Annotated in this window: 14 protein-coding genes; 6 read left to right on the top strand and 8 right to left on the bottom strand. The window is 57.7% G+C overall.

Annotated features, from left to right (window positions below):
• Positions 1-118: 118 nt before the first annotated feature.
• The 7 genes from COA55_RS12410 to gloB all read right to left on the bottom strand — a co-directional run bounded on the left by COA55_RS12410 (position 119) and on the right by gloB (position 9,917).
• Positions 119-1,720 (bottom strand): ABC transporter ATP-binding protein, encoded by a 1,602-nt coding sequence (locus COA55_RS12410; protein ID WP_290502432.1) that lies wholly within the window; start codon positions 1,718-1,720, stop codon positions 119-121.
• The gene (locus tag COA55_RS12405; RefSeq protein ID WP_290502431.1) at positions 1,717-2,760 is read right to left on the bottom strand and encodes an ABC transporter permease; all 1,044 of its coding nucleotides are present in this window, start codon (positions 2,758-2,760) and stop codon (positions 1,717-1,719) included. The genes COA55_RS12410 and COA55_RS12405 overlap by 4 nt, the downstream gene beginning before the upstream one ends.
• Positions 2,760-3,836, bottom strand: a complete 1,077-nt coding sequence (locus COA55_RS12400) for a microcin C ABC transporter permease YejB (protein ID WP_363970521.1) — start codon at positions 3,834-3,836, stop codon at positions 2,760-2,762. The genes COA55_RS12405 and COA55_RS12400 overlap by 1 nt, the downstream gene beginning before the upstream one ends.
• Positions 3,836-5,641: an extracellular solute-binding protein gene (locus tag COA55_RS12395; RefSeq protein ID WP_290502429.1), complete on the bottom strand. Its 1,806-nt coding sequence runs from the start codon at positions 5,639-5,641 to the stop codon at positions 3,836-3,838. Before COA55_RS12395 ends, COA55_RS12400 begins: the two co-directional genes overlap by 1 nt.
• Before the next feature lie 12 nt (positions 5,642-5,653).
• Positions 5,654-7,486 carry an extracellular solute-binding protein gene (locus COA55_RS12390; protein ID WP_290502428.1) on the bottom strand — a complete coding sequence of 611 codons (1,833 nt, stop codon included), beginning with the start codon at positions 7,484-7,486 and terminating at the stop codon, positions 5,654-5,656.
• Positions 7,464-8,936: a LysM peptidoglycan-binding domain-containing protein gene (locus COA55_RS12385; RefSeq protein WP_290502427.1), complete on the bottom strand. Its 1,473-nt coding sequence runs from the start codon at positions 8,934-8,936 to the stop codon at positions 7,464-7,466. The genes COA55_RS12390 and COA55_RS12385 overlap by 23 nt, the downstream gene beginning before the upstream one ends.
• A 207-nt stretch (positions 8,937-9,143) precedes the next feature.
• Entirely contained in the window at positions 9,144-9,917 is a 774-nt protein-coding gene (gloB, locus tag COA55_RS12380; RefSeq protein WP_290502426.1) for a hydroxyacylglutathione hydrolase, read from the bottom strand.
• Between the two features lie 97 nt (positions 9,918-10,014).
• Between gloB and COA55_RS12375 the strand changes: the two genes are divergently transcribed.
• The 3 genes from COA55_RS12375 to dnaQ are packed head-to-tail and all read left to right on the top strand — an operon-like array spanning position 10,015 to position 11,988.
• A complete protein-coding gene (locus COA55_RS12375) occupies positions 10,015-10,791 on the top strand; it encodes a methyltransferase domain-containing protein (RefSeq protein ID WP_290502425.1) in 777 nt (258 codons plus the stop codon).
• Positions 10,792-10,795: 4 nt separating this feature from the next.
• Complete coding sequence (gene rnhA, locus COA55_RS12370; RefSeq protein WP_007148484.1) at positions 10,796-11,248, top strand: ribonuclease HI; 453 nt, start codon at positions 10,796-10,798, stop codon at positions 11,246-11,248.
• Positions 11,248-11,988 (top strand): DNA polymerase III subunit epsilon, encoded by a 741-nt coding sequence (gene dnaQ, locus COA55_RS12365; protein WP_063538767.1) that lies wholly within the window; start codon positions 11,248-11,250, stop codon positions 11,986-11,988. Before rnhA ends, dnaQ begins: the two co-directional genes overlap by 1 nt.
• Before the next feature lie 114 nt (positions 11,989-12,102).
• Here the strand turns inward: dnaQ and nhaB are convergent, their stop codons facing one another.
• A complete protein-coding gene (gene nhaB, locus COA55_RS12360; protein WP_063518733.1) occupies positions 12,103-13,695 on the bottom strand; it encodes a sodium/proton antiporter NhaB in 1,593 nt (530 codons plus the stop codon).
• Positions 13,696-14,086: 391 nt separating this feature from the next.
• Here nhaB and COA55_RS12355 point away from each other — a divergent pair, with 391 nt between their 5' ends.
• The 3 genes from COA55_RS12355 to COA55_RS12345 are packed head-to-tail and all read left to right on the top strand — an operon-like array spanning position 14,087 to position 17,263.
• Positions 14,087-15,766 (top strand): hypothetical protein, encoded by a 1,680-nt coding sequence (locus COA55_RS12355; protein WP_290502424.1) that lies wholly within the window; start codon positions 14,087-14,089, stop codon positions 15,764-15,766.
• Between the two features lie 36 nt (positions 15,767-15,802).
• Entirely contained in the window at positions 15,803-16,603 is an 801-nt protein-coding gene (gene nudC, locus COA55_RS12350; RefSeq protein ID WP_063518731.1) for an NAD(+) diphosphatase, read from the top strand.
• Positions 16,604-16,615: 12 nt separating this feature from the next.
• Positions 16,616-17,263: a hypothetical protein gene (locus COA55_RS12345; RefSeq protein WP_290502423.1), complete on the top strand. Its 648-nt coding sequence runs from the start codon at positions 16,616-16,618 to the stop codon at positions 17,261-17,263.
• The last annotated feature ends 181 nt before the right edge of the window (positions 17,264-17,444 follow it).

The raw sequence follows: 17,444 nt of genomic DNA, 5'->3' as shown, positions 1-17,444 counted from the left end.
GCGTTGCGGTAAGGTGAGGCGGTTTGCCTCTGGACGGATCCGCGCTTTTACCTTTCAACTTCCAACTTGTCACCGATTATAGGCAATTTACCGCGCTATTACGCCAGCCCGCAGCCGATCAAAGTGCAACCGTCTGTTTCCTGCTATGGGCAAAGGCGGCGGCCATGAGTTTGTGTGTATAAGGCTGCTGCGGGTTGTCGAATACGGCCTGCGTATCGCCATGTTCCACTGTCTTGCCGTCTTTCATTACCAGTACCCGGTGGCAAATGGCCCGAATTACCTTGAGATCGTGGCTGATAAACAGGTAGCTGAGCCCACGTCTTGCCTGCAAGGATTTGAGCAATTCCAGAATCTGGTGCTGGACGCTGCGGTCCAGTGCCGAGGTGGGTTCATCCAGAACCAGCAATTGCGGTTCCATGATCAGCGATCTGGCGATGGCGATCCGCTGGCGCTGGCCACCGGAAAATTCATGGGGGTAGCGGTGGCGTACGTCGGTGGGCAGGCCCACTTCCTCAAGAATGCGGCAAACTTGTTCTTCTCTTTCCACTGCGCTTAGTGTGGGGGCATGCACGGCAAGCCCCTCGGCGACAATCTGGCCCACGGTCATGCGTGGGTTCAGGCTGCCGTAGGGGTCTTGAAATACCACTTGGAAACGGCTGCGCCATTGCCGTAAGCCGGAACGGGAAAGCGCGCGGATGTCCGTGCCATCCATTTCGATATCGCCGTCACTCTGGATCAACCGCAACAGGGCGAGAGCCAGGGTGGACTTGCCCGAGCCGGACTCACCCACGATGCCCAGGGTCTCGCCGCGGCGCAGTGTCAGATCAATTTGATCCACCGCGTGGAGCAACGGTGGTGGCGAGAAAAGGGCGCGGCGCTTGCCTTTGAACGTCACGGCCATGCCACGGGCTTCGAGTAGCAGCGGAGTGTCATCTGGCAGCGGCTCCAGGCGACCCTGGGGCTCCGCATGGATCAGGTGGCGCGTGTAGTCTTCCTGGGGGAAATTCAGCACGGTATCTGTGGGGCCCGCTTCCACCCGTTTGCCGTTGTGCATGACTACGATGTCTTCAGCAAAGCGGCTGACAACGCCCAGGTCATGGCTGATCAGGAGAATGGAAAGATTCAGCTCTTTCTGCAGCCGCTTGATCAGGTCGAGAATAGTTTCCTGTACCGTCACGTCGAGAGCAGTGGTGGGCTCATCGGCAATCAGGATCTGTGGTTCATTGGCCAGGGCCATGGCGATCATGACCCGCTGGCGCTGGCCCCCGCTGAGTTGGTGCGGATAGCGGTCCAGCATGTCCGGTGTAGCGGGCAGTTCGACCTGCTCAAGCAGCGACAGACACCGCTCACGGGCGCGTTTTTTGCTCATGCCCTGATGCACAAACAGGCTTTCGCTGATCTGTTTTTCCACGGTATGCAAGGGGTTCAGGGCCGTCAGCGGCTCCTGGAAAATCATCCCGATGCGACCGCCGCGCAGTTTGCGTTTCTGTTCAGTGTTAAGCGTTTGCAGGTCCGTATCGTCCAGTTGCAGGCTGTCGGCCTGCCAACTCGCGTTTTCCGGTAACAGGTCCATCACAGACAAGGCGGTAAGCGATTTACCAGAACCGGATTCCCCTACTAACGCCAACATTCGCCCGGGGTGGAGTTCCAGTGACATGTCATCGACGGCAAGCTGGTCGGCAAAGCGAATACTCAGCCCTTCTATGCGCAGCAGGCTCATTGCAGAAACTTCCTTGTGTCGAACGCATCGCGAATGGCTTCACCGATAAACACCAGCAGGGTGAGCATCAGGGTGAGCGTGGCAAACACGCTGATACCTAGCCACGGAGCATGCAGGTTCGCCTTTCCCTGGCCCACCAGACGGCCCAGAGAAGGCGCATCCGGTGGCATACCAAAGCCGATGAAATCCAGAGAGGTGAGCGTGACCACGGCACTGTTGAGAATAAACGGCAAGAAGGTAAGGGTGGCCACCATCGCATTGGGCAGCATGTGGCGGAACATGATGATTGGGGTGCGTACGCCCATGGCGTGGGCGGCACGCACATAGTCCATGTTGCGACAGCGCAGGAACTCCGCGCGCACCAGGTCTACGAGTGCCATCCAGGAGAACAGCAGCAGAATGACCAACAGCGTCCAGAAACTGGGCACCACAAAGCTGGAAATAATAATAATCAGGTAAAGCGTAGGCATGCTGGACCAGATTTCCAGAAACCGCTGGCCGGAAAGATCCAGCCAGCCGCCGTAATAGCCCTGGACGGCACCGACGATAATGCCGACGATGCTGGAGAGAATGGTTAGCATCAGACCGAACAGAACGGAAATACGGAAGCCATAAATCAACCCGGCCAGCACATCGCGGCCCTGGTCATCGGTGCCCAGCCAGTTTTCCGCTGAGGGCGGGGCCGGGGCAGGGACAGTGAGATCGTAGTTGATGGTGTTGTAGCTGTATCGGATGGGCGGCCATACCATCCAGCCCTTGTCGTTGATCAGATCCTTGACCACGGGATCGCGGTAGTTGGTTTCTGACTCGAAAAAACCGCCGAAGGTGGTTTCCGGGTAGGTGTTGAACACGGGAGCGTAGAGTTCATTGTCGTAGCTGACCAGCAAGGGCTTTTCGTTGGCAATCAGTTCGGCGCCAAGGCTGAGTACGAACAGCATGACAAAAATCCACAGCGCCCAATAGCCGCGTTTGTTGGAACGAAACGCCTGCCACTGGCGTTGCCAGACCGGGTTGCGCATTAATGGGTTACGGAAGGCCATCAGCTCTGCCTCCGTTCGAAATCAATGCGCGGATCGACCCACATATAGGTCAGGTCACTGACCAGCTTCAGCAGCAGGCCGATCAGGGTGAAAATGAACAGGGTACCAAAAACGACGGGGTAGTCCCGGTTGATGACGGACTCGAAGCCCAGCAGGCCTAGGCCATCGAGGGAAAAAATAAACTCGATTAGCAGTACGCCAGTGAAGAACATGCCGACGAAAGCGGCGGGAAAACCGGCGATAATGATCAGCATGGCATTGCGAAAAACATGCCCGTATAGCACCTGCTTTTCGCTGAGCCCTTTGGCGCGGGCGGTCTGCACATACTGTTTGCGAATTTCATCCATGAAGGAGTTCTTGGTCAGCATAGTCAGGGTGGCAAAGCTGCCAGCGACGATAGCCAGAGTGGGCAAGGTGATGTGCCACAGGTAGTCGGACACTTTTCCAAACAGGCTTAACTGCTCGAAATTGTCAGAGGTCAGGCCGCGCAGTGGGAACCATTCGAAATACGAGCCCCCGGCAAAGAGGACGATGAGCAAAATGCCAAGCAGGAAGCTGGGAATGGCAAAACCGACCACAATGGCCGTGCTACTCCAGATGTCAAAGCGTGAGCCATCTTTCACCGCTTTATGGATGCCCAGGGGAATCGACACCATATAGGCAATCAACGTGCTCCACAGACCCAGAGACAGCGACACAGGAATGCGTTCCACGATCAGCTCGGTCACTGAGCGATCGCGGTAGTAGGATTCTCCGAAATCAAAACTCAGATAGCTTTTGACCATTAGCCAGAAACGTTCCGGCGCGGGTTTGTCAAAGCCATAGAGCTTTTGTATCCGTTCCACCAGTTCCGGGGGCAGGCCTTTGGAGCCGCGATAGTCGCCGCCGCTGCTGAGGGTGTCCACGCTACCGCCGGCAAAGCTGCCGCCGGCACCGCCACCAATGCCCTGTAATTCCGCGAGCGTCTTTTCCACGGGGCCGCCCGGGGCGGCCTGCACCACGACAAAATTGAGTAACAAAATGCCGAACAGGGTAGGGATGATCAGCAGCAACCGTTTGGCAATATAAAGTCGCATCATTGCGCGTTGCTGTCCCACCAGGTGTCGATCGCGCCATCAATGCCTACGTATTCAGGCAGTGAGGGGTGCTTCAGGCGACTGCGGTATGACAAGCGATGATGATCGGCATACCAGTTGGGGATCACGTAAAAGTTCCACTGTAGTACCCGGTCCAGAGCGCGGCAGGCGGTGATCAGCTGATCCCGCGTGGTGGCGGTGACAATGGCATCGACCAGAGTGTCTACAGCCGGGTTCTGAATGCCGATGATGTTTCGGCTGCTGGGGTCCTCGGCGGCGTCGCTGCCCCAGTATTCCAGCTGCTCGTTGCCGGGGGAGGACGACTGGGCAAAGGAACTGACTACCATATCGAAGTTGAAATTACGGATGCGCTCCACGTATTGGCTGGTGTCTACCTTGACCACTTGAGCATCAATGCCCAGCGCTTTCAGGTTGCGGGCAAACGGCAGCAGGATGCGTTCGAACGCGGGTTGATGCAACATGATCTGAAAACTGACCGGGGTACCATCCGGGCTGTGAAGCTGGCCCTCCCTGATCTTATAGCCGGCTTTTTTGAGCAGAGTTTGTGCCCGGGCCAGGTTGGCACGGGGGCGGCCGCTGCCATCGCTTTTCGGCGGTTCATAGCTTTCCGTGAAAACTCGCTCCGGGATGTCGTCGCGCAAGGGTTCCAGTAATTTCAATTCCGCCTCGCTGGGCAGGCCGGTGGCTGCCATGTCCGAGTTCTGGAAGTAACTGCGTGTGCGATTGTACTGGCCATAGAACAGATTGGCGTTGGACCATTCGAAATCCAGTGCGTAGGTCATGGCTTCGCGCAGGGCCACGTTCTGGAACAGGGGGTTACGCAGGTTGTAGACGATCCCCTGCATGCCTGCGGGGTTGGAGTGGGGGATTTCCTCCTTGACCAGTTTGCCTTGGTCGAAGGCCGGGCCTTTATAGCTGGTGGCCCAGTTTTTTGAGCTCACTTCAAAGCGCCAGTCGTAATCTCCCCGCTTGAAAGCTTGCAGGGCGACGGTGTCATCCAGGAAATAGTCGAATGAAACGGTATCGAAATTATTGCGGCCACGCATGATGGGCAAGTCTTTGGCCCAGTAATCCTTGCGGCGCTGGAAGGTGATCTGTTTTCCGGTATCCACATTGCCGACGCTATAGGGGCCGGAACCAATGGGCTTTTCCAGGCCAGCGCTGGTAAATTCCCGGGTTTTCCAGACGTGTTCAGGAAGCACCGGCAGCTGGCCGATGATCAGCGCCAATTCCCGGTTGTCACCGGGTTTGAAATGAAAGGTGACGGTGTGTTCGTCGTCGGCGGTGACGTGATCCACGCCGCTGTAATAAAAGCTGTAGAAAGGCGCGCCATCGTTGATGAGTGTGTTGAATGTCCACACCACATCGCTGGCCTGTACCGGCTCGCCATCACTGAAGGTGGCTTTGGGGTTAAGGTGGAAGCGGACCCAGCTACGGTCTTCCGGCCATTCGATGGTTTCGGCGAGCAAGCCGTATTGGGTGAAGGGCTCATCTTCGGCGCGGGTGGTTAGCGTGTCATAGACAAGAGAGCCTATACCCGCCGCAGCGGTGCCTTTCGGTACGAAAGGGTTCAGGCTGTCAAAGGTGCCAATGACGTGACGGCGCAATTTGCCCCCTTTGGGAGCCTCGGGGTTCACATAATCCAGGTGCTGAAAGCCTGCCGGGTACTTCGGGCTGCCGTGCATGGCCATGGCATGACTGCGATGAATATCGGCCTGCGCCAGGGCGGAAAAACAGCACAGACCCACCAATAGCCCGCGTAGCAGGCTGCGGTTAATGGCCATAAAGACTCCTTGTTATTTTTTGACCCACCAAGTGTCCAGACCCAGTCCGTAGGGGATTGGTTCCGGTGGGCGGGCAAACTTGTCCCACCAGGCAATGCGGTGTGTGCTGATATAGTAGTTCAGGACGCCGTATTGCTGGTAGCGCAACATGCGGTCCAGCGCTTGCAGGCTGAGCCGGTAGTCAGCTTCGTTATCGGTGCTGAGCGCATGGTCAACCAGAAAATCCACCACCGGGTTGCGAATACCCGCCAGGTTGCGGCTGCCGACCACCTTGGCGCTGTCGGAAAGAAAATAGTCTTTCAGTTCCGGGCCCGGGTAGGCCTGAATCGGTAATACAAAGAGCACCACATCGTAATCGAAGCTATCCAACCGCTGCTTATAGGCCGCCGGGTCGATTTCCCGGTATTGGGCATCGATGCCCAGGCGTTTCAGATTGCGAAACCAGGGCGCAAGAATGCGGTAAATGCCCGGATTATGGTAATTCAAAACGGTGAACTGCAGCGGTTGGCCTTGTGCATTGACCAGGGTTTGCCCCTCGAGTCTCCAGCCGCTTTCTTTAAGCAGCGCCAGCGCTTCGCGCATGCGGTGGCGTATCTGTCCGCTGCCATCGTTCACCGGCGGGTTGATGTCTGCGTCAAAATAATCGTTCGGCAGCTGATCCAGAAACGGCGTCAACAAGGCTTTTTCTGCCTCGGGAGCGGGTGTGCCCGCTCGGTAGTCGCTGTTGGGAAACCAGCTTTGTGTGCGTTGATAGGCGCCGCTGAACAGGTTCTTGTTGGACCACTCGAAATCGAACAGCAGGCTGGCGGCGCGGCGGACATTGATGTCATTGAACGGGGCGCGGCGAGTATTGAAGAAGAAGGCCTGTACCGGGCGAGGAATCTGATGGGGCACTTCGGCGCGTTTTACCTTGCCGTCTTCCAGGGCGGAGAACGCATAGGCGGTGGCCCAGTGTTTGGAGCTGTAATCGTAGTGTAGATCGTAGCCACCGGCCTTGAAGGCTTCGAAGCCCACATCTGCATCGCGGTAGAACTCGAATTCCACCGTGTCGAAATTATAGCGGCCCCGGTTTACCGGCAGGTCTTTGGCCCAGTAGTCCTTTACCCGGCTAAACGTCACTTTACGCCCGGCGTCCACATGGGTGACTTGATAGGGGCCACTGGACAGCGGCGGGGTGAGTGAGGCGCTTTCGAAATCATGCTTCTGCCAGTAATGGCGCGGCAGGATCGGAATAGCGCCTGCCATCAGAGGCAGATCCCGGCGCCCCCGGTGGAAAGTGAATTTCACCGTTTGCGGGTCAAGGGCTTCCACGCTGGCGATATCGGCCAGGCGCAGGGTGAACTCCGGGTGGCCTTTTTCGCGCAGGGTATTTACCGAAAAGACCACATCGTCGGCGCGAATCGGGTGACCGTCGTGGAAGCGGGCTTCGTCGCGAATATGGAAGGTGCACCAGCTGCGATCTTCGGGGTATTCCAGCCAGTCGGCAATCAACCCGTAGGCCGTGCCTGCCTCATCGCCAAGTGGGTTGTGTGGCTGGCTGCCCATTAGCAGGCTGTCGGCGATTTCCGTGACCCCATACATCTGGATGCCCGGCGTATCGGCCGGGCTGCGGCCTTTAAGAATATAGGGGTTCAGGCTGTCGAAGGTGCCCTGGCCGAATAATCGCAGGGTGCCGCCCTTGGGGGCATCCGGGTTGACGTAATCGAGGTGCTGGAAATCGGCGGGGTACTTGAGGCTGCCAAACGGGTGGTAACCGTGGCTGCGAGTGGGCTCGGCGTGGCAGACCACGCCAAGCAACAAGCCCAGCAGGGCAAAGGTAAGTTTAGTGCGTTTGGCGAATATCAACGTAGACTGTCAGCCGTTGCCCGGGTTGTAGGTATCGATTGCTGGCTACAGTGTTGTTCCAGCTTTTTATATCGTTGACCGATACATTAAAGCGGTCGGCAATGGCATACAAGGAATCGCCGTTGCGAACCGCATAGCGGACCTTGCGCACCATGTTCGGGTTGCTGGAGGAGGGCGTGTTGCTGGCCGGGCTGGCCGCCAGGCTTCCCTTGGTCCACACCGCTAGGCTCTGGCCTATACGCAGGCTGTCTTTGGGGGCCATGCTATTCCATTTGGCCAACTCAGGTACGCCGACGTTATGGCGGCGGGCGATTTCCCAGAGCGTATCACCGGGCTGCACCGTGTAATCGACGCGCTGGCGACCCTTGGGTTGCTTGGACTGTTTTTTGGCCAGGCGCGATTCAGCACTAAGGCTGTAGTCGCTGCTGGAGGACGCCGGGCCGGGAATCAGCAGGGTGCGGCCGGCAATAATGGTGTTGTTCTTCATGTGGTTAATGTTGCGAAGTACCTGGGGGGTCGTGCGGTACTGGCGGGCAATGGCGCCCAGATTATCGCCGGGCCGAATTTCGTAACGGGCCCACTGCATGCGTTGGTCTTTGGGCAGGCTGGCCAGTTTCGTCTGGAAATTCTCGGCCCGATCCACAGGGACTAACAACCGGAAGGGGCCATCCGGGGATGTGGCCCAGCGATTATAGGACGGGTTGAGCAGGTAGAGCTCTTCCACAGAAATATCCGCCAAACGTGCGGCTTGGGCCAGGTCGATTTGCCCGCCGGTTTTTACCGTGGCGAAGTAGGGTTCGTTGGCGATGGGGTGGAGGGGGACGCCGTAGGCCTGCGGGTCACCGACAATCTGGGCGATGGCCAGTAATTTAGGGACATACGCGGTGGTTTCGCGGGGCAGGTTCAGGTTCCAGAAATCGGTGGGCTTTCCAGCTTCTTTATTGTGACGGATGGCTCGCGATACAGTGCCGCCCCCGGCGTTGTAAGAGGCTAGCGCCAGTAGCCAGTCACCCTCAAAGCGGCTGGAGAGCTGCTGCAGGTAATCCAATGCGGCATTGGTGGACTTGAGGATGTCCCGGCGTTGGTCTTCCCACCAGGTGCGCTGCATGCCGAAATAATCCCCGGTGGAGGGAATAAACTGCCAGGGCCCCGCCGCGCGGGCATGGGAGTAAGCAAAGGGATCAAAAGCACTTTCTACGATTGGCAACAAGGCCAGTTCCAGCGGCATATCGCGGGCTTCGGCTTGCTCGACGATGTAGTGCAGGTAGCGTTCTGAACGTGTCGTGACGCGGGTGAAATACTCTGGGTGGCGCGCGTACCATTCACGTTGCACACGAATCCGGTCGTTTTCGATACTCAAATCGAGCCCGTAGCCAGCGCGCAAGCGCATCCAGAGGTCGTCGGCGGTTGGCTGATTTTCGCCGTCTTCGACTGGGCTGGGTTCGTCCATGCCGTTCGCCAAATTGACGTCATCCACGGAAGGCTCGGCAGCCGGCATGGGGGGAAGATCTTCAAGGGGCTTATTGGTTGCACAACCACCAAGGACGCCCAGCCCGAGAAAAAGGGCTAAAGGAATAATTTTTTTCATAATCATGGAGTAACGCTAAAAATTTCATGCATTCTGGCGACGGATAGGCGGCGCGGCAAGGACGAGGCGCTAAAAGTTGTCCTTCCAGCGACGCAAGGCCGCAAAACACTGCATATCAGAATCCCCGCAGCCAGGCTCATGGCGCTGACAGGAATCCTTCAAGTCTTTGTCATCACTGCGTAAAAACGGGTTGGTCGCTTTTTCTTCCGCGAGGGTGGAAGGCAGCGTGATTTTACCTTTTTGGCGCAACTCAATGACGGCCTGCAAGCGCGCCCGTACGGCGGGGTCTTCCGGGGTGACGGCGGCGGCGAAGGTCAGGTTGGCCTGGGTGTATTCGTGGGCACAGAACACCTGGGTATTATCAGGCAGGGCGGCCAGACGCTGCAGGGAATGGAGCATTTGCTCCGGCGTGCCTTCGAACAGACGACCGCAGCCCCCGGCAAACAAGGTGTCGCCGCAAAAAAGCCAGCGCTGTGCCGCGTTGATAAAGGCGATATGGCCCAGGGTGTGACCGGGTACGGCCATGACGGTGAACGAGAGGTCGGTGCCCACAGGCGTGATGGTGTCGCCGTCGTGGAGCGGGTGGCTCATGGCCGGAATGGATTCCGCTGCTGGGCCGTACACGGGAATATCGCGGTCTTTGGTCAATGCCGCAATACCGCCCACATGGTCCGGGTGGTGATGGGTGATCAAAAGCGCGGACAGCATCAGACCGTTTTCGCTGAGGTAGCGCTCCACCGGTGCGGCGTCACCGGGGTCGACGACAACACATTGATCCTGTTGATGAAATGCCCAGATATAGTTGTCATTGAAGGCGGGGATAGCGATAGGGCTGGCTGTCATGTCGTGGTACGCTCCTGTCTGTAAGCAGGTCCGTTGGCACCTGTTTCAGTGCTTCATCATCCGGCTCACGCATTCATGGATCAAGAGATTGTCCGCTATGCAGCTACCTCCACTCAACCGTATCTCGTTCAATGCCTCCTCCGGCGAATTGGGAAGGGGTTTTGATGAATGGCTCGACAGTGAACCGGGCCAGGCCTTGCTGAGCGAAGAAAAAGCCATGCTGACCGAGTGGCTGCGCAGCCAGGCGGGCCAGCGCGCGGTGGCGATTTATGCCGGTGATGGCCGTGATCTCCTGTCGGAATCGCCGCTGCGTTGGCAAACCAGCATCGCGCCGCCCGGTTTTACCGGGGTGAAATTACAGTCGCGTCTGGATCTGTTGCCGATTGCGAAAAGCAGTGTGGATGTGCTGTTGCTGCATCACACCATGGATTTCGCCGCCGATCCTCACCAGGCATTGCGTGAAGCGTCGCGTTGCATGGCGCCGGGCGGCAAGATGGCGATCATCGGGTTTCATCCCGTCAGCGTGATGGGGCTGGCCCGCTGGCTGCTCTGGTGGAAGTCACCGGGGTGGATGGGGCGCTATTATCGCCCCAATCGATTGACCGACTGGTTACAGGTTCTCGGATTTGAGGTCGATGGCATGGCCAGTGGCTTCTATACTATGCCGCTGTCCGATCGTGGTCGCAGCCGGGTGCGCCTGCTGGACTGGCTTGGGCGTTTCCTCTGGCCGCGTCACGGCAATACATACCTGCTGGTGGCAAGAAAACGCGCCGGTGTGGTGCGTCCGTTGGCCACACGACAACGCAAGGTACCACGCAATACCGTGGTGCCGGTACCGGTGGCCCGCTGGGGCCAGCAGAACAGGGAGTCCTGAGTCTTTGAAGAACGTGATTATCTATACCGACGGCGCGTGCCGCGGTAATCCCGGCCCGGGTGGCTGGGGCGCCATTCTCCTTTACGGTGACAAGGAGAAGGAATTATTTGGTGGCGAGCCTGAGACCACCAACAACCGCATGGAACTGATGGCCGCCATCGTGGCCCTGGAGACCCTCAATGCTCCCTGTCAGGTGGTACTGACGACGGACTCCAAATACGTCATGGACGGCATCACCCAGTGGATGGCGAACTGGAAAAAGCGTGGCTGGAAAACGGCCTCGAAGCAGCCGGTCAAGAATGTGGATCTGTGGCAACGCCTCGATGCAGCGGTGCAACGCCACGAAATCGACTGGCAGTGGGTCAAGGGCCATAGTGGCCACCCGGGCAATGAGCGGGCCGATGCGCTGGCTAACCGGGGTATTGATGAAATGAAACAGCAGGGGCGAGCAGGCTAATGCGTCAGGTTGTACTGGATACGGAAACTACCGGCCTGGAGCCCAATGACGGGCACCGGGTGATCGAAATTGGTTGCGTGGAGATGGAAAATCGCCGCCTGACCGGCAATAACCTGCATCTGTACCTGAATCCTGAACGGGAGATTGATGCAGGCGCGCTGGCGGTTCACGGCATCAGCACCGAGTTTCTGGCAGACAAGCCCACCTTTGACAAGGTGGTGGATGAATTTCTGGCTTTTGTCGACGGGGCGGAACTGGTTATCCATAACGCGCCTTTTGACGTGGGCTTCCTCAACCATGAGCTGCGCCGGCTTGGCGCCCGGTACGGGACCATCGAACAGCGTTGTGGGGTCCTGGATACCTTGGTGATGGCTCGCCAGAAACATCCGGGACAGAAAAATAACCTGGATGCGTTGTGCCGTCGGTATTTCGTGGAAAACGGCCACCGTGAACTGCACGGCGCCTTGCTGGATGCTGAAATTCTGGCGGACGTTTATCTGGCCATGACCGGCGGGCAGACCCGCCTGTCTCTGGGCGGGAACGATGGCAGTGAACAGGGAGGTGATGCCACTGCAGAAGCGATCAGACGTTTGAGTGCAGACCGCCCGGCGCTTGCCGTCGTTCGTCCCAGTGAAACTGAGATACAGCGCCACAACGACAAGCTGACCGCCATTGCGGGCAAGAATGGTGGGCCTACCGTGTGGCAGAGCCTGACGGAGGATGACACGCCACTGCAGTAGCAGTTACAACAACAGCATTGTATTAACAGGCCATGCCGCTAGCGTGGCATTTTCTGGGCTCCTGCCCTCTAGCTTCGCGATTTCCACCTCTTTACACCGGCAAGCCGGGGCAAATCAGTGTCCCGGGATGACCGGTGTTTCCTGCAGGTCGTCCACCTGGTGGTGCTGAATCCAGCCATTCTCGTACATGTAGTTAGTGGCAGGTTCTAGCGCGGTGGCCGTCATGATCAGGCCGGTAATCGACATCACAATAGTGTACGGCAAAGCCATGACCACCATGCGCCCATAGGATAACCGCACCAATGGCGCCAGTGCCGAGGTGAGCAGGAACAGGAAGGCTGCCTGACCGTTAGGGGTGGCCACAGACGGGATGTTGGTGCCAGTGTTAATGGCGACGGCCAGCAGATCGAATGTATCCCGGTCAATCTCACTCTTCAGCAGGGCCTGCCCGACTTCATCCACATATACCGTGGCTACAAAGACGTTGTCAGAGACAGCCGACAGCACACCATTGGCCATGTAGAAGGCGGGGCCTTGAACGTGTTTGTCCAGGGTCAGCACATATTCAATAACCGGCGCGAAAAGCTGTTGGTCGGCAATGACCGCCACCACGGCGAAAAACACGGTGAGCAGGGCCGTGAACGGCAGGGCCTCTTCAAAGGCTGCTCCCAGGCGATGTTCTTCGATAATCCCGGTGAAGGAGGTGGCCAGAATGATGACGGTGAGCCCTACCAGGCCCACAGAAGCGGCGTGGGTGGCCAGACCGATCACCAGCCACACGGCTGTGATGGCTTGAATCACCAGTGCCGCCCGGTTTTGCGGGGTGCGCTTACGGTCCTGTTCCAGGGCGTACTGACGCATGATTCCACGCACTTTCTCAGGAATGTCTTCGCCGTAACCAAAGCTGCCGCTGATTTCCAGAAAGATGCAGGTCAGTAGACCCATTGCCAGCACCGGCAGGGTAATCGGGGCCATACGCAGGAAGAATTCGCCGAATTCCCAGCCCGCCTTGTTGGCAATCAACAGGTTTTGGGGTTCGCCTACCAAGGTGCAAACGCCGCCCAGTGCGGTGCCCACCGCCGCGTGCATCAGCAGGCTGCGCAGAAATGAGCGGAAGCGACGAAGGTCTTCGCGGTGCAGCTCTTCCACGGCGGTGTCGTCGCCGTGGTCGTGTTTCTGCTGGAACGTCTTGCCGGAGGCTACCTTGTGGTAAATGCCATAAAAGCCGGTGCATACGGCAATGACCACGGCGGTAACCGTCAGCGCGTCAAGAAAGGCGGAGAGCAGGGCGGCGGCCGCACAGAACAGCAGACTCAGCGTCACTTTGGATTTCACGCCCAGCAGCAGACGGGTGAACATGAACAGCAGCAGGTCTTTGAGGAAGAAAATCCCGGCAACCATGAAGATCAACAGCAACATCACCTCGATATTGCCCACCACCTTGTGCAGCACGGTATCAGCGGAGGTGAGGCCGATCATGACCGCTTCAATGGCCAGCAGGCCGCCGGGTTGCAGGGGGTAGCACTTGAGCGCCATGGCCAGGGTGAAAATGAACTCGGCCAGCAGCAGCCAGCCCGCCGTCACCGGGCCCAGGGCCAGGGCCACCAGGGGGTTGATCAGCAGGAAGGCAACGATGGTGTATTTGTACCAGGCGGGGGCCTGCCCCAGGAAGTTCTGAATAAAGGCGCGGCCTAGCGTGGCTGACATGACGAGTTCCTGCTGAACGGCAAATGGGAAAGGGCGCCCAGCTCGGATGAAGCACGCCAAACTCGGGCGCGGCAATGATAAGGACTTGGCTTGCCCCAGTACAGTGCAAAGGGGTGGCAATTTGCCCTGGATCAATGGAGGGATTGACGCAGCCGGTTGGCGCACGTAACGCGCAACCGTGTCTGGCCACGGGGAGGAGTGTGGGCAGGTTAACAAATCATCAATAAATCAGTTGCTTACAAATGAAAGTTGACGCAGTCTTTGATGACGTGCAAAAGTTGATGCGCCTTGTTTTACAATCCTGTTTTGACGATTGCGGGTGTATCCGGGGGTTTGCGCGCCTAACGAACGAACCCGATGATAATAACAGTTTGGTGCTTGCGGAGAGTCCATGGTTGCCATAACAAACACCACCTCCCTGACTTTTCTCAAGGAAGCGATAGATACCACCCTGACGGAAGCTGAAAACCAGCTTGAAGCGTTTTCGGACGACCATAGCCGCCAGGATGAGTTGCAGCATTGCGCGCAAGCCTTTCAGCAACTCCGCGGTATCTGCCAGGTGGTTGAGCTGCCTGCAGCAGCTTTAATGAGTGAAGAAATGGCGCTGGCCGCTCGGGAGCTACAGGAAAAAGTCTCTGAGGCCCGCATTCAGGCGTTGAGTAATGCGATTGTCCTGCTGGCCCGTTATTTTGACTATGTGCAGCTGAAAAACCGCACACTTCCTGCCTTGCTGATTGGTGGGATTAATGAACTGCGGCGTTCCGGTGGAAAAGGCCTGATTCAGGAGAGCCATTTCTTTAGTGCCGACCTGTCCCGTCAGCGTGCACCTGAAGCTCCCCAGCGAGAGCTATCGGTTAGCGAACTGTCAGACCTGTCCCGTCGCCTGCGGCATATGTACCAGGTCGGGTTGCTGGGGGTTCTGCGTGGGCAAGGCAATGCCACTAATCTCAAGTTGATGGCCCGGGCGCTGGTGCGCCTGGATCGTGCGGCAGGTCAATGCGGTCTAAGCCGCTTTCTGTGGGTGGCTCAGGCCGTGCTGACAGCCATGTACTGCGACCAGATGGCGATTACGCCTGCTCGCAAGGCCCTGCTATCCCAATTCGATCGTCAGCTCAAAAAACTGGTTTACGATGGTGACCAGGCGGTGACGGAAGAGGCGCCGCTGCTGTTGATCAAGGAAAGTCTGTTTATCGTTTCGCTATCCGCTGAAGATAGCGGCACCATTGGCGATGTGAAGCAGGCTTTTGGTCTGAAGTCCGAGGTTAGTGACACCGTATTGCAGCGTGAGCTGGCATTGATGACCGGTGCCAGCGGCTCGGTGATTCGTTCTGTGGCCACGGCCATGCGCGATGAAATTGCGGATTTGAAGGAAAGCCTGGATTTGGCTTCCCAGGGCGTTGCCGACACCAATTACCAGTCGGTTGCTGCCAGCCTGAATCGCCTGGGCAGTACCCTGGACATGATCAACAAGGATGACGAATCCCGGGCAATCAAATTGCGCGCCCGGGAAGTGTCGAAATGGGCCCCGGATCAGAATGTGGAAGGAGAGGCTTTTCATGGGCTGGTCGATGACCTGCTGATAGTGGAAAACGTGGTGGCGGGCCTGGAGCGTAGTATTAGCCCGGAAGATGATGTCCACCGCACTGCCAACAACACCAATATTTCCCTGTATCAACTGGATGACGCTCGCATGACGGTGGTGGGCGAGTGCCGCGCCGGCCTGGCATTGGCCAAGCGCTCCATCTCCTCGTTCATGGATAACAACTGGGATGCCATGCATCTGTCCAACCTGCCCGGTACGTTCGCCTCGATTGCGGGTGGCCTGATGTTCCTGGAACTGGATCGTGCCAAGGCCGTTACCGAGGCATGCCATAAATACATCAGCAACCGGCTGCTAAGCGGTGATCAGGTGCCGACTCGAGAAAACATGGAAACCCTGGCTGATGCGCTGACCGGGGTGGATTACTACCTGGAAAGCATGGAAGAGCAGAAACCCATTGGTGATGGCGTGCTGGAGGTGGCTGAGGAAAGCATGAATGCATTAGGCTTTCCGGTGTCGAAAGTCGCCTGAGTCTACGCCGCATGAACAACGTCGCATGAGACAGCCATGATTGATCTTTCCAGCCCGGAACCCCAGGACGCAGATAGCGCCCGCTGTTATGTCATCCATGATCAGGATGTGCTCATTTCTACCCAGGCGGGCTGGCAGTTCCCGGAACTGCCAGCCAAGTGGCTTCGCCAACACCCGGATTACCATTTTTTGGGTTTTCTTTCCGGTCAGCCCTGCTATGTCTGCGAACTCTCCCGTCATGAATTCGATGATGGTCAGCTACAACGTGTGCCACTGCGCCGCCTGATCGGGGCCACGCTCAGTGATGCCGAATTTTCCATGGCCAGCCGGGCCCTGCAGTTTTTGAGCTGGCGCCAGAATCACCGTTTTTGCAGTCGTTGCGGCTCTCCCACCGAACCGCATCCCCGTGACCTGGCGATGACCTGCGCCGGTTGCGGTTATTTCCAGTACCCACGAATCACTCCCTGCATCATTACCCTGGTCACCAAGGGTGAGCACGCGCTGCTGGGGCGGTCTGCCCGTTTTCCCGAGGGGTTTTATTCCTGCCTTGCCGGGTTTATGGAAGCGGGTGAAACTGCAGAGCAGGCGCTGGCGCGGGAGGTTATGGAAGAAAGTGGTATTTCAGTAAAGAACCTGGAGTACCTGAACAGTCAGTCGTGGCCGTTTCCCCATTCCCTGATGCTGGGATTCATGGCGGAATATGCGGGCGGAGAAATTCGCATTGATGACGACGAAATCGTTGATGCCGCCTGGTTTCATTATCAGGATCTTCCCATGGTGCCGCCGCCGGGCAGTATTGCCCGTTCGCTGATAGATCAATGGATCGCGCGTTTCTAGAAGGATTTGAGCATGAATTACACCTTGGCACCCTTGGTGCTTATCGCTTTCAGTCTCCTGTTCGTCTTGTTGGGCGCCTGGATATTGCTGCGCCAAAAGTGGGTGTTGCAGTGGCTGAAAGGCACCGCAGGGCTGCTGTTACTGTTAGTGGCTGGCTACATGAGCGTTTTTGCGCTGAATCTTTACGGCTACAAGGAATATGCCCAGGAGGTCTCGGTGGCTACGGTCAGTTTCCGTGAATCCGGTGAGCAATCCTTCATTGCCACGGTCACCCGCACGGACGGCAGTGCTGAGGACTTCCGGTTGAAAGGGGATCAGTGGCAACTGGATGCGCGGATCATCAAATGGAAGATGCCGTTCAGTTTGCTTGGTTTGAAGCCGGGCTATCAACTGGATCGCATCCAGGGCCGCTATTATGCGCTGGAAGATGAGCGCTCCCGCGACCGCACGGTCTACAGCCTGCACCGCGACCCGGTTGGCCTGGATGTGTGGTTGTTGGCAAAGGAAGGCTGGAGCCTGATTATTGATGCCCGCTACGGTAGCGCAGCTTACCTGCCCATGGCCGATGGCGCCTTGTTTCAAGTCAATGTGGGGCCCACCGGGCTGGTGGCCCGTCCCATGAACGGCAGTGCCCAGCAAGCCATTTCTGGTTGGGACTGATCCTCCATACCGCCAGCGGGGATGCTCCGCTGGCGTGTTTCCTGTCCTGGCACGCGCTGCGTTGCCCGATCTTTGTCCTCCCTTGATTACCCCAATGGCTCTGGCTTATGTAGAATCAGCGGGAGTTTGAGTTCCCTGAATTGACTGGCGCCGCGCGCCGGATCCCCTGGAGAGTAGATAA

Origin of the sequence: Alcanivorax sp., from assembly GCF_002733835.1 — a bacterium.
GTDB lineage: Bacteria > Pseudomonadota > Gammaproteobacteria > Pseudomonadales > Alcanivoracaceae > Alcanivorax.
The sequence above is the reverse complement of the archived record's forward strand: the minus strand, read 5'-3'. Positions and strand labels throughout refer to the sequence as shown.